The sequence below is a fragment of the Streptomyces sp. NBC_00158 genome (assembly GCF_045160885.1).
Taxonomy (GTDB): Bacteria; Actinomycetota; Actinomycetes; order Streptomycetales; family Streptomycetaceae; genus Streptomyces.
Window position 1 is genome coordinate 3,764,848 of sequence record NZ_CP108161.1, and the last position, 12,305, is coordinate 3,777,152.

A 12,305-nucleotide genomic window follows, 5' to 3' on the forward strand; every position below is an offset into this window, starting at 1 on the left:
AGTTACGGACTCAGCTGAGCCTTGGCCTGCGGATAGTTGTCGAAGATTTTCGGCAGGGGGTTGGCGCCGACCTGGTCGAGGGCCGCGATGGACGCGGCGACTGCGACGACGTGGCCGAGCGGACTCTCTTTCCCTATGACGAAGACGAAGGCGTTCTCCGATGTCGGGAGCCGCTTCGGGAGGGTGATGAGCCCCAGTTTCTCCAGCTCTTTGCTGATTTCCGCGCAGAGTTCGGAGCTCAGTCGGGTGCGGTCGGGTGCGGCGTGCTTCTTGACGAACGCCATGGACAGCCGTTTGATGCCGTCGTCCGCTTCCACCGCGTGCTTGATAATCATCAAGTCCATAACTGAGTAAGTTACTCAGTTGGCTGCGGAGTTGAGAAGGCCCCGTCCGGCGTCTCCTCCGCGGACAGGGCCCTCGTGTGCGACTCGCCGCTCTACCGCGGGAGTCAGCCCTCCAGGAACGCCAGGAGTGCGTTGGCGAGGAGGAACGGGTCGTCGGAGCCGCAGAGTTCGCGGGCCGAGTGCATCGACAGGATCGCCACGCCGATGTCCACCGTCTGGATGCCGTGGCGGGCGGCGGTGATCGGGCCGATCGTCGTACCGCACGGCATCGAGTTGTTGGAGACGAAGGTCTGCCACGGCACCCCGGCCCGCTCGCAGGCCGCGGCGAACACCGCGCGGCCGCTGCCGTCGGTGGCGTAGCGCTGGTTGACGTTGACCTTCAGGATGGGGCCGCCGTTGGCGCGCGGGTGGTGCGAGGGGTCGTGCCGTTCCGCGTAGTTGGGGTGCACGGCGTGGCCCGTGTCCGAGGAGAGGCAGATGGTGCCGGCGAAGGCGCGGGCCTTGTCCTCGTACGTGCCGCCGCGCGAGAAGACTGAACGTTCCAGCACGTTGCCCAGCAGGGGGCCGTCGGCGCCCGTGTCCGACTGGGACCCGTTCTCCTCGTGGTCGAAGGCCGCCAGCACCGGGATGTGGTCCAGGCCCTCGGAGGCGGACACCGCGGCGAGGGCGGCGACGCCGGCGTGCACCGACAGCAGGTTGTCCATGCGCGGGCCGGCCAGCAGCTCGCGGTCGCGGCCCAGGTAGGCGGGCGGCTCGATCGAGTGGACCATCAGGTCCCAGCCGGCCACGGAGCCCTGCGGCAGGCCCTCTTCCTCCTCCAGGAAGGCGATCAGGTCGCCCTCGCGGGCCTCGCCGAGGCCCCAGATCGGCTGCATGTGCCGCTGCTTGTCGAGCTTGAGGCCGTCCGTGTTGACGGACCGGTCCAGGTGCACGGCGAGCTGCGGGACGCGCAGCAGGGCGCGGTCCACGTTCACCAGGCGCTCGGTGCCGTCGCGCAGGGTCAGCCGGCCCGCGAGGCCGAGGTCGCGGTCGAGCCAGGTGTTGAGCAGGGTCCCGCCGTAGATCTCCACCGCGACCTGGCGCCAGCCCTGCGAGCCCGTGTCCGGTACGGGCTTGACCCGCAGGTTCGGGGAGTCGGTGTGGGCGCCGATGATCCGGAAGGGGGTGTGCGCGGCCGCGCCCTCGGGCACGTACCAGGCGATGAGCGCGCCGCCGCGCAGGACGAACCTGCCCCCCGTGCCCGAGTCCCAGGCGTCCGATTCCGACAACTGCCTGAAGCCCGCCTTCTCCAGCCGCTCCGCCGCGTTCGCCACTGCGTGGTACGGCGACGGACTGGCCGTCAGGTAGGTCATCAGATCGTCGGTGTGGCCGCGGTCGAAGCGGGCGGGAGAGCTCATGTGGTTCACCTTAACGACGGTCGTGTTCGCCATGGCCGGACTGCGGCGGATAGCCGAGAGGGAAGGGACGCGGGGGGTTTGCCCTGCGATCCCGTCGTCCTCAGCCCGGCGGACGCTCGAATCTGCGCTGCAGCTGTCTGCGCTCGCCCCGGCGGATGCGGGGGAGCATCTCGGGGGTCTGCGGTGGGCGCTGCGCGCGTCTCTTGCGTCCGGCGCAGAAGATACAGGCCTCACCGGGAGGGGCATCGGGGTCGATCGGCGCGCCGGGGTGTTCGGAGCATCCCGAGGCGTTGCGCGGCCGCGACAGCTCGCGGGCCACGATGAACGCCCGGTGGAGGTCGTCGGCGATGCGCACGAAGTCCTGGTCGGCGGAGCCGAGGGTGAGGTGGAAGCGCTGCTCGTCGATCACGCGCAGGTAGTGGCGCAGGACGTCGAGGGAGTACGGGGGCTCGGGCACCGGGTAGCCGAGGCGCCGCTGCTCGCCCGCGGGGGCGGGGCCGGCGGCCCGGCCGCCCTGCAGGCGCCGGCCGAGGCGGCGGCGGTCGTTGCAGATCAGGCAGCGGCCCCAGCCCTCCGGCGCCTCGGGGTCGAGGGCGCCGTTGGGGTGCTCGGGGCAGCCCGTGTAGCTCTTGGCGGGGGCCAGGCCCGCCGCCGTCTGGAAGGCCACGTACAGGGCGTCGGCCACCGGGTCGTACTCGGCCGGGTGGGCGCCGTCGTAGAGGTCCTTGATCCGGTCGCCTAGGGCGCCCACGTTCGCCTGGAGCTCCTTCAGGGCGTACGGGCGCCCCGTGGGGACCGAGTACCCCCTGCTGCCGTGCTGCTCCTGTGGACTCATGTCTACGAGCGTGCCACGAACCACCGACAACGGCCGAAACGGCCCGACAGCAGTGGCCGGACCCCCGACAGGGAGGGTCCGGCCACTGTGCGTACGTACACCGCGTACGTGCGTGATCGGCGAGGCGGCGTGCCTTAGAAGGCGGCCTCGTCGAGGTCCATCAGGGAGTTGTCGACGGCCTCGGCCAGTGCGCGCTGGACCGAGACGCCCGGCAGGACCTGGCCGGCGAAGAACTTCGCGGCGGCGATCTTGCCGGTGTAGAAGGCGGCGTCCTTGGCGGAGGCGCCCTCCAGCTTCCCGGCGGCCACGGCCGCGCCCTTGAGCAGCAGGTAGCCGACGACGACGTCGCCGGAGGCCATCAGCAGGCGGGTGGTGTTCTGGCCGACCTTGTAGATGTTCTTGACGTCCTCGCCGGTGGCGGTGAGGTCCACGATCATCTGGCCGACGATGGCCTCCAGGTCCACGGCGGCCTTGGCGAGGGCGTCGCGGGCGGGGGCGAGGTCCTCGCCGCCGGGGCCCTCGGCGAGGAACTTCTTGATCGTCTCGGAGAGGATGTTCAGCGAGGCGCCCTGGTCGCGGACGATCTTCCGGAAGAAGAAGTCCTGGCCCTGGATGGCCGTGGTGCCCTCGTAGAGGGTGTCGATCTTGGCGTCGCGGATGTACTGCTCGATCGGGTACTCCTGCAGGTAGCCGGAGCCGCCGAAGGTCTGCAGGGACTGGGCGAGCTGCTCGTACGACTTCTCCGAGCCGTAGCCCTTGACGATCGGCAGGAGCAGGTCGTTGAGGCCGACCTCGGCGGAGGCGTCCTCGCCGGCGGCCTGCTTGACGGCGATCTCGTCCTGGACGGAGGCCGTGTAGAGCACCAGGGCGCGCATGCCCTCGGCGTAGGCCTTCTGCGTCATGAGCGAGCGGCGCACGTCGGGGTGGTGGGTGATGGTGACCTTGGGCGCGGTCTTGTCCATGAAGTTCGCGAGGTCCGGGCCCTGCACGCGCTCCTTGGCGTACTCCAGGGCGTTCAGGTAGCCCGTGGAGAGCGTCGCGATGGCCTTCGTGCCGACCATCATGCGGGCGAACTCGATGATCATGAACATCTGGCGGATGCCGTCGTGCTTGTCGCCGATCAGCCAGCCCTTGGCGGGGTGCTGGTCGCCGAAGGTCATCTCGCACGTGTTGGAGGCCTTGAGGCCCATCTTGTGCTCGACGTTGGTGGCGTAGACGCCGTTGCGCTCGCCCAGCTCGCCGGTCTCCCAGTCGAAGTGGAACTTCGGGACGAGGAAGAGGGACAGGCCCTTGGTGCCCGGGCCGTGGCCCTCGGGGCGGGCGAGGACGTAGTGGAGGATGTTCTCCTCCATGTCGTGCTCACCGGAGGTGATGAAGCGCTTCACGCCCTCGATGTGCCAGGAGCCGTCCTCCTGCTGGACCGCCTTGGTGCGGCCGGCGCCCACGTCCGAGCCGGCGTCCGGCTCGGTGAGGACCATGGTGGAGCCCCAGCGCTTCTCGACGGCGATCTGCGCGATGCGCTTCTGCGCCTCGTTGCCCTCCTCGTGGAGGACGCCGGCGAAGGCCGGGCCGGAGGAGTACATCCAGATGGCCGGGTTGGAGCCGAGGAGCAGTTCCGCGTAGGCCCAGATGAGGGAGCGGGGCGAGGTGGTGCCGCCGATCTCCTCGGGCAGGCCCAGGCGCCAGTACTCCGAGTCCATGAAGGCCTCGTAGGACTTCTTGAAGGAGGCCGGGACCGGGGCGGTGTTGGTGGCCGGGTCGAAGACCGGCGGGTTGCGGTCGGCGTCCGCGAAGGACTCCGCGAGCTCGTTCTCCGCGAGGCGGGCGATCTCGGACAGGATGCTCTTGGCGGTCTCGGTGTCCATCTCGCCGAACGGGCCGGTGCCGTACAGCTTTTCGCGGCCGAGCACCTCGAAGAGGTTGAACTCGATGTCGCGAAGATTCGACTTGTAGTGCCCCATGGCTACGGCTCCGTTAAGGCTCGGGGAGACAGGTTCCTCGTACATACCAATCGGTAACGTCATGATGCTACCCACCAGTAATAAGAATCAACCCTTCGTTGACCACTGTGACCAGCATCAAGCGGGAATCCCTGGAGGGTGCCTGGGGGCGGGGCCCGCTCGGTAGGCTTCGGTCCATGTACGGCTACGACCAGAACGTGAGCGCAGGGCAGCAGCAGTACGCCGCCCCGCAGCAGATGGGCGGCGGGTACGGCGAGCAGCCGCTCTACCCCGAGCCCTCGCCGCCGTCGCTCGCCGACGCGGTCCGGGCCTTCACCACCGGGTCGCTGTCCGCCGAGGACTTCCAGCAGATCTTCGCGACGTCGAAGGTCTACTGCCCGCGCGGCGACACCCCGGGATTCCTGGCCCTGCACAACACGCAGCAGCCGGTCATCCCGATGTTCACCACGCTCAAGGAGCTCCGCCGGTACGCCGGCAAGGAGTCCAAGTACTTCGTGATCACCGGCGCCGAGGTGATCGACCTGCTGCCCACCGGGTACGGCTTCGTCCTCGACATGGAGGGCGACCACCGGATGGTCTTCGACGCGAAGGCCGTCGAGCAGATGGTCGACTTCGCGATGCGCCGCATGTATGGCTGACACGTAGGAGATCGCCGGCGCCGGGGGGTGGTTGGGCCTTGCTGAGGGTGCACTTCACGGCCGAGGACCTGTTCAACGTCACCTTCGCCGCCGAACCGCTGCCGCTGCTGGAGCTCGCCATGGCCATGGTCGCCTGGCAGCGCACCGACGAGCCGGCGGTCTTCGGCCCGTGGCGCCGCCGCGTCTGCCGCGACCTGCCCGGCCGGGCCCGCCCGCTGGTCGACCTGCTGCGCCCCGACGGGCAGAACCCGCAGTTCGTCGAGCCGTACGCGCCCACCCTGGAGGAAGGGCTGGCGGCCGTCCGCGAGGCGGGCGCGCGGCTCACCGGGGAACAGCTGGCCACCGCCGCCGCCCGGGCCCCCGACGGCCGGCCCTCCTGGCTGCGCGCCCTGTGGGAGCAGGACCGCGAGGCCTGGGCGCAGCTGGGCGGGGCGATCGGTTCCGCGTACGAGGTGGTCGTGGCCCCGTACTGGCCGCACATCCGGCAGTCCTTCCGGGCGGACGTGGCCTGGCGCACCCGGCTGCTGGCCGCCCACGGCATCAAGGCCTGCCTGGCCGGCATCCACCCCGCGGCCCGCTGGTCGGGCACCGTCCTGGAGATCGACGGGCCGCCCGGCTACGAGGTGCACCTCGGCGGGCGCGGGCTGCTGCTGATGCCGTCCCCGTTCTGGACGGGCCGGCCGCTGCTCGCGGACGGCCCCGACGGGCCCGGCGGGCGGCCCCTGCTCATGTACCCGGCGATGACGCCGCTGCCGCTGGTGGACGCGGGACCGGCCGGGGGTCCGTCGGGGGAGGCGCTGGACGCGCTGCTGGGGCGGACCCGGGCGGCGGTGCTCCGGCTGCTGGTCCGGCAGCGGACCACGAGCGAGCTGGCCCGTGACCTGGACGTCAGCCTGCCGTCGGTCTCGGAGCACACCCGCACCCTGCGCGCCGCGGGCCTGATCACCACCGAGCGGGACGGGAAGGCGGTGCTGCACTCGGCCACGGGCCTGGGGGTGGAACTGCTGCGGAGCGGCGGCTGAGACCCGGCCGGGAACCGGTGGGACCCGGCTGGGAACCGGTGGAGGGCCGGTAGGAGCCCGGTGGAGGACCGCCGGAGCTTTCGGCCACCGCCGAAAGGATCGCCGGGGCGGCCCGCCCTCGCGCACCATCGGGAGCGGCGGGGGACCCACGGGGGAGTCCCCCGCCCCGTACTCCCCGCACTCCCCGTACTCGTACTCCGCCGTCCCTACCGCCGTCCGGCGTCCGTCCGGCGCCGGCGCCACAGGGCGACGGCCGCGGCCAGGGCCGCCAGGGCCGCCAGCCCGTACGCGTACAGCGGCGCGGGGTCGGGGCGGTAGGCCAGGCAGAGCCGGATCCCGGCGAAGGCGGGGAAGCCGACCAGGGCCCAGCGGCCGTCGTACTCGACCCCGGACGTGGCCCACTGGAGCAGCAGGCCGGCGAGGAACGTCAGCACCGCCCACGCGCCGAGGTAGGGCCAGGGCGATCCGGGCAGTGGCTCCATCGGCAGACCGGTGGCCGCCCACCGGTACACGGCGTAGCCGAGGCAGGTCATCAAGGCCGCCATCGCCAGGGCCGTGGCGGGCACGCGCAGCCACGCGGGCGGGCTCCACGACGGCTCGGGGGCGGTGTCGTGCGCCGTCTCGTCGGCGGTGTCGTTCTCAAGGCCGGGACCGTGGCCGGTCCGGGGGTCGCTGCTCTCCATGCCCCGGTAGACCGCGCCGGGCGTCCCCTGGTTGTCAGGTACGGGGAAAAACCGCGACCCGGGGCGTAAAACGGCCGAAACCCCCCTCTCCTGCGTCACCCTGGCGGCCGGGAATGCCTCGTACGGGCGAGCTGTTCCGTCCGGTGTGGCAGAAAGTTCGAGTTTCAACTAAACTCGACGCAGAAGGAGGTCCTGACCATGCCCGCAGTGACTGTTGAGAACCCGTTGGCCCTTCCGCGCGTGGCCGCACCGGCCGGCGCCGTGGCCCGCCCCGTGCTGGCCGTGACGAACGCCCCGAGCGGCTTCGAAGGCGAAGGCTTCCCCGTGCGCAGGGCATTCGCGGGGATCAACTACCAGCACCTCGACCCGTTCATCATGATGGACCAGATGGGCGAGGTGGAGTACGCGCCGGGCGAGCCGAAGGGCACCCCCTGGCACCCGCACCGCGGCTTCGAGACCGTCACGTACATCATCGACGGGACCTTCGACCACCAGGACTCCAACGGCGGCGGCGGCACCATCACCAACGGCGACACCCAGTGGATGACCGCCGGCTCGGGCCTCCTCCACATCGAGGCCCCGCCGGAGCACCTGGTGGTGTCGGGCGGGCTCTTCCACGGCCTCCAGCTGTGGGTGAACCTCCCGGCCAAGGACAAGATGATGGCGCCGCGCTACCAGGACATCCGCGGCGGCTCCGTCCAGCTGCTGACGTCCCCCGACGGCGGCGCGCTGATCCGCGTCATCGCCGGCGAGCTGGACGGCCACCAGGGCCCCGGCATCACCCACACGCCCATCACGATGATCCACGCGACGGTCGCGGCGGGCGCCGAGGTCACGCTGCCGTGGCGCGAGGACTTCAACGGCCTGGCGTACGTGCTCGCGGGCCGCGGGTCGGTGGGTGCCGAGCGGCGCCCGATCCACGTCGGCCAGACCGCCGTCTTCGGCACGGGTTCCTCGCTCACCGTCCGCGCGGACGAGCAGCAGGACTCCCACACCCCGGACCTGGAGGTCGTACTGCTCGGCGGACAGCCGATCCGCGAGCCGATGGCCCACTACGGCCCGTTCGTCATGAACACCCGCGAGGAGCTCCAGCAGGCCTTCGACGACTTCCAGAAGGGCCGGCTGGGCACGATCCCGGCCGTGCACGGGCTGTCCGAGGGCGGCCTGTAGGACGGCGCTCCTACAGGACGGCGCTACCTGGGGCCGGTGCGCGGTGGTGCGTACCGGCCCCGGACTACGCGGTCTCGTCGGCGGGCTTGGAGCGCTCGTACAGCTCGAACCAGATGGACTTGCCCGCGCCCCGGGGGTCCACGCCCCAGGTGTCGGCGAGCATCTCCATCAGCAGCACCCCGCGCCCGCTGGAGGCCATCTCCCCGGGGTGCCGCTTGTGCGGCAGCTCGTCGCTGCCGTCGGCTACCTCCACGCGCAGCCGCCGGGTGCCCAGCTCGCCGGCCGCCTCCGCGACCAGCAGCGCGTCCCCGTCGGTGTGCACCAGCACGTTGGTCACCATCTCGGAGACCATCAGCACCGCCGAGTCCACCTGGTCCGGGTCCGCCCAGTCGTGCAGCAGCTCCCGGACCTGGCGGCGGGCGCCCGCGATCCGTTCCGGTTCGGCCTGGGCCACGGTCAGCACCGTGCGCCGGGCGGGCCTGGCCGGGTGTGCCGGGCCGGTCCCGCAGCCGCATCCGGCGCCCTCGCGGCAGAGCAGCACCACGGCTATGTCGTCCTCGCGGCGGTCGGCGAGCGGGCCGGTGGTGTGGTGCGAGGAGGGCCCGTGCACGGCCTGGACCAGCAGGTCGGCGAGGCGTTCCAGGTGCCCGGCGGTGAGGTCCGCCCCGGGCCCGTACGTCTCGGCGTCGGCCTCCAGGACGGCCCGCAGCCGGGCCCAGCCGGTGTCCAGGTCGTGCCCGCCGGTCTCGATCAGCCCGTCGGTGCACAGCATCATCGTCTCGCCGGGCTCCAGGGTGAACCGGGTCGTCGGGTAGTCGGTGTCGGGGACGATGCCGAGCGGGAGGCCGCCGGCGGTCGGCCGCATCAGGACGGTGCCGTCCGTCATCCGGATCGCCGGGTCGGGATGCCCGGCGCGGGCCACCTCCAGGGTGCCGGTCGCCGGGTCGCACTCCACGTACAGGCAGGTCGCGAAGCGGGGGCTGAGGTAGTCGGACTCGCCGGCCGGGCCGCGCTCGCCCGCCTCCGCCTCCGCTTCCTCCTCCTGGGAGGAGCAGAGCCCGGCGAGGAAGCGGGAGGCCCGGGAGAGCACCGCGTCGGGCCGGTGGCCCTCGGACGCGTACGCCCGTACGGCGATCCGCAGCTGCCCCATCAGGCCGGCCGCCCGGACGTCGTGCCCCTGGACGTCGCCGATGACCAGCGCGAACCGTCCCGAGGGCAGCGGGATCATGTCGTACCAGTCGCCGCCGACCTGGAGCCCGCCGCCGGTCGGGACGTAGCGGGCGGCGATGGTCATGCCGGGGATCTCGGGACCCAGCTGCGGCATCATCGACCGCTGGAGCCCGGTGGTCAGCTCGCGCTCGGACTCGGCGACCCCGGCCCGCTGGAGGGCCTGCGCCAGCATCCGGGCGACCGTCGTCAGCACGGAGCGTTCGTCGGGCGAGAAGGTCACCGGCTGCTTGAAGGCGGCCATCCAGGCCCCCATGGTCCGCCCGGCCACGATCAGCGGCAGGAAGGCCCAGGAGACCCGGCCGAAGGGCTCGGCCAGCGGCCAGGTGACGGGGAAGCGGCGCTCGTAGTCCTCCGGGGTGGGCAGGTAGATCGCCCGGCCGGTGCGGACGACCTCCGCGGCCGGGTAGGCGGTGTCCAGGAACATGCCCGTGAAGGGGGCCTCGTCGCCGGGGGCGTGCCCGTGGTGGCCGATGACGGACAGCCGGTCGCCCGCCACCCCGAAGACCGCCAGCCCGTCGGGGCTGAAGCCCGGCATGGACAGCGAGGCCGCCACCCGCAGTACCTCGGCCGTGGACCGGGCCTCGGCGAGCGCCCGCCCGGCGTCGAGCAGGAAGGCCTCGCGGGAGCGCCGCCAGTCGCCGGTGATCGGCGTGTGGACGGCGGTGGTGCCCGGCTGCGGCTCGGCGATCTCCTGGATGGTGCCGATCAGCTCGTAGTCGACGCGGCCGTCGGCCGTCCGGTTCTCCACGGGTTTGGAACGGCTGCGCACGGTGCGCAGCACGCGCCCGTCCTCGTCCATGATCCGCAGCCGGGCCTCGGCGAGGGTGCCCTCGGCGACGGCGAGGTTGACGATGCCGTTGATCTCGTTCCAGTCGACCGGGTGGAAGCGCGAGCGCACCGCCACCTCGGGCAGGACGACGGGCTCCGCGGGCAGGCCGAGCAGCCGGGCGGCCTCGCCGTCGAGGGTGACCGTCCCGGAGGCGTTGTCCCATCGCCACAGGCCGGTCGCGATGGCGGCCAGGACGTCCTCGGTGCGCACCCGGTCATCTTTACAGGTCATCCCGCCGGGCTGCCTGTCCGGGAGCCCGCTCGGGCTCGCCCGCGCGCCACCCCGCCCGGACGGTAACCTTGGGACGGTTGAATCCACCCTGGTATCGCGTAGAACTGGATGACTGATGCATCGGTACAGGTCCCACACGTGCGGCGAGCTCCGTGCCTCTGACGTCGGCACCGACGTCCGGCTGAGCGGCTGGCTGCACAATCGTCGAGACCTGGGCGGCATCCTCTTCATCGATCTGCGCGACCACTACGGCATCACGCAGCTCGTCGCCCGCCCCGGCACCGCGGCCGCCGACGTCCTGGACAAGCTGTCCAAGGAGACGGTCGTCCGGATCGACGGCAAGGTCGTCTCCCGCGGCACCGAGAACGTGAACCCCGACCTGCCGACCGGCGAGATCGAGATCGAGGCCGCCGAGGTCGAGGTGCTCGGCACGGCCGCCCCGCTGCCCTTCACGATCAACACCGACGACGGTGTGAACGAGGAGCGCCGCCTGGAGTACCGCTTCCTCGACCTGCGCCGCGAGCGCATGCACCGCAACATCATGCTGCGCTCGGCGGTCATCGCCTCCATCCGCTCGAAGATGGTGACCCTCGGCTTCAACGAGATGGCGACCCCGATCCTCACCGCGACCTCCCCCGAGGGCGCCCGTGACTTCGTCGTCCCGTCCCGCCTGAACCCGGGCAAGTTCTACGCCCTGCCGCAGGCCCCGCAGCAGTTCAAGCAGCTGCTGATGATCTCCGGCTTCGACCGGTACTTCCAGATCGCGCCCTGCTTCCGCGACGAGGACGCCCGCGCCGACCGCTCGCCGGGCGAGTTCTACCAGCTCGACGTGGAGATGTCCTTCGTCGAGCAGGAGGACGTCTTCCAGCCGATCGAGAAGCTGATGACCGAGCTCTTCACCGAGTTCGGCGGCGGCCGCCCGGTCACCTCGCCGTTCCCGCGGATCCCGTTCCGCGAGTCGATGCTGAAGTACGGCAACGACAAGCCCGACCTGCGCGCCAAGCTGGAGCTCGTCGACATCACCGACGTGTTCGAGGGCTCGGAGTTCAAGGCGTTCGCCGGCAAGCACGTCCGTGCGCTGGCCGTCCCGGACACCGCCGCCCAGCCGCGCAAGTTCTTCGACGGCCTCGGCGAGTACGCGATCTCGCTGGGCGCCAAGGGCCTGGCGTGGGTCCGCGTCGGCGAGGACGGCTCGCTGACCGGCCCGATCGCCAAGTTCCTCACCGAGGAGAACGTCAAGGTCCTCACCGAGCGTCTGGGCCTGGCGGCCGGGCACGCGGTGTTCTTCGGCGCGGGCGAGTTCGACGAGGTCTCCAAGATCATGGGCCCGGTCCGGGTCGAGGCCGCCAAGCGCGCGGGCCAGTTCGAGGAGAACGTCTTCCGCTTCTGCTGGATCGTCGACTTCCCGATGTACGAGAAGGACGAGGAGACCGGCAAGATCGACTTCTCGCACAACCCCTTCTCGATGCCGCAGGGCGGCATGAAGGACCTTGAGGAGAAGGACCCGCTCGACATCCTGGCCTGGCAGTACGACATCGTCTGCAACGGCATCGAGCTGTCCTCCGGCGCCATCCGCAACCACGAGCCCGAGGTCATGCTGAAGGCCTTCGAGATCGCCGGTTACGAGGCCGAGACCGTCGAGCGCGAGTTCGCGGGCATGCTGCGCGCCTTCCGCCTCGGCGCCCCGCCGCACGGTGGCATCGCCCCGGGCGTGGACCGCATCGTGATGCTGCTGGCCGACGAGCCGAACATCCGCGAGACCATCGCCTTCCCGCTGAACGGCAACGCCCAGGACCTGATGATGGGCGCGCCGACGGTGCTGGAGGAGTCCCGCCTGCGCGAGCTGAACATCGCCCTGCGCAAGCCGGTCGAGACGAAGGCCGCGGACGCCAAGCCGGTCGCGGAGGCCGTCCACCCGGACGCCGCGCGGTGACGCTGCCGCTCGGGTAGCGGGAAGGGCCCGGG

Annotated in this window: 10 protein-coding genes; 4 read left to right on the forward strand and 6 right to left on the reverse strand. The window is 71.4% G+C overall.

Annotated elements, in window-relative coordinates; translation table 11 throughout:
- Positions 1-2: 2 nt before the first annotated feature.
- The 4 genes from OG553_RS17325 to OG553_RS17340 all read right to left on the reverse strand — a co-directional run bounded on the left by OG553_RS17325 (position 3) and on the right by OG553_RS17340 (position 4,537).
- Positions 3-344 carry a hypothetical protein gene (locus OG553_RS17325; RefSeq protein WP_405979837.1) on the reverse strand — a complete coding sequence of 114 codons (342 nt, stop codon included), beginning with the start codon at positions 342-344 and terminating at the stop codon, positions 3-5.
- Positions 345-448: 104 nt separating this feature from the next.
- Positions 449-1,741: a M18 family aminopeptidase gene (locus tag OG553_RS17330; protein ID WP_405979838.1), complete on the reverse strand. Its 1,293-nt coding sequence runs from the start codon at positions 1,739-1,741 to the stop codon at positions 449-451.
- 100 nt (positions 1,742-1,841) lie between these two features.
- Positions 1,842-2,576, reverse strand: coding sequence for a hypothetical protein (locus OG553_RS17335; RefSeq protein ID WP_405979839.1), 735 nt, complete (start codon positions 2,574-2,576; stop codon positions 1,842-1,844).
- 134 nt (positions 2,577-2,710) lie between these two features.
- The gene (locus OG553_RS17340; RefSeq protein WP_405979840.1) at positions 2,711-4,537 is read right to left on the reverse strand and encodes an acyl-CoA dehydrogenase; all 1,827 of its coding nucleotides are present in this window, start codon (positions 4,535-4,537) and stop codon (positions 2,711-2,713) included.
- A 176-nt stretch (positions 4,538-4,713) separates the two neighbouring features.
- Between OG553_RS17340 and OG553_RS17345 the strand changes: the two genes are divergently transcribed.
- Both OG553_RS17345 and OG553_RS17350 read left to right on the forward strand, forming a co-directional pair.
- Positions 4,714-5,175, forward strand: coding sequence for an SseB family protein (locus tag OG553_RS17345; RefSeq protein ID WP_405979841.1), 462 nt, complete (start codon positions 4,714-4,716; stop codon positions 5,173-5,175).
- Between the two features lie 47 nt (positions 5,176-5,222).
- On the forward strand, positions 5,223-6,197 hold the full coding sequence (locus OG553_RS17350) for a helix-turn-helix domain-containing protein (protein ID WP_405983062.1): 975 nt from the start codon (positions 5,223-5,225) through the stop codon (positions 6,195-6,197).
- A 206-nt stretch (positions 6,198-6,403) separates the two neighbouring features.
- Here OG553_RS17350 and OG553_RS17355 read toward each other — a convergent pair whose 3' ends face one another.
- Complete coding sequence (locus tag OG553_RS17355; protein WP_405979842.1) at positions 6,404-6,880, reverse strand: hypothetical protein; 477 nt, start codon at positions 6,878-6,880, stop codon at positions 6,404-6,406.
- Between the two features lie 198 nt (positions 6,881-7,078).
- Between OG553_RS17355 and OG553_RS17360 the strand changes: the two genes are divergently transcribed.
- Complete coding sequence (locus OG553_RS17360; RefSeq protein WP_405979843.1) at positions 7,079-8,050, forward strand: pirin family protein; 972 nt, start codon at positions 7,079-7,081, stop codon at positions 8,048-8,050.
- A gap of 64 nt (positions 8,051-8,114) precedes the next feature.
- On the opposite strand, the gene OG553_RS17365 is transcribed toward OG553_RS17360, so the two are convergent.
- Positions 8,115-10,319 (reverse strand): SpoIIE family protein phosphatase, encoded by a 2,205-nt coding sequence (locus OG553_RS17365; protein WP_405983063.1) that lies wholly within the window; start codon positions 10,317-10,319, stop codon positions 8,115-8,117.
- Between the two features lie 136 nt (positions 10,320-10,455).
- On the opposite strand from OG553_RS17365, the gene aspS reads away from it, so the two are divergent.
- The gene (aspS, locus tag OG553_RS17370) at positions 10,456-12,273 is read left to right on the forward strand and encodes an aspartate--tRNA ligase (RefSeq protein WP_405979844.1); all 1,818 of its coding nucleotides are present in this window, start codon (positions 10,456-10,458) and stop codon (positions 12,271-12,273) included.
- The last annotated feature ends 32 nt before the right edge of the window (positions 12,274-12,305 follow it).

Coding starts and splice junctions, on each gene's coding strand:
- OG553_RS17325 (WP_405979837.1), bottom strand. CDS start 344: ATGGACTTGATGATTATCAAGCACGCGGTGGAAGCGGACGACGGCATC.
- OG553_RS17330 (WP_405979838.1), bottom strand. CDS start 1,741: ATGAGCTCTCCCGCCCGCTTCGACCGCGGCCACACCGACGATCTGATG.
- OG553_RS17335 (WP_405979839.1), bottom strand. CDS start 2,576: ATGAGTCCACAGGAGCAGCACGGCAGCAGGGGGTACTCGGTCCCCACG.
- OG553_RS17340 (WP_405979840.1), bottom strand. CDS start 4,537: ATGGGGCACTACAAGTCGAATCTTCGCGACATCGAGTTCAACCTCTTC.
- OG553_RS17345 (WP_405979841.1), top strand. CDS start 4,714: ATGTACGGCTACGACCAGAACGTGAGCGCAGGGCAGCAGCAGTACGCC.
- OG553_RS17355 (WP_405979842.1), bottom strand. CDS start 6,880: ATGGAGAGCAGCGACCCCCGGACCGGCCACGGTCCCGGCCTTGAGAAC.
- OG553_RS17360 (WP_405979843.1), top strand. CDS start 7,079: ATGCCCGCAGTGACTGTTGAGAACCCGTTGGCCCTTCCGCGCGTGGCC.
- aspS (WP_405979844.1), top strand. CDS start 10,456: ATGCATCGGTACAGGTCCCACACGTGCGGCGAGCTCCGTGCCTCTGAC.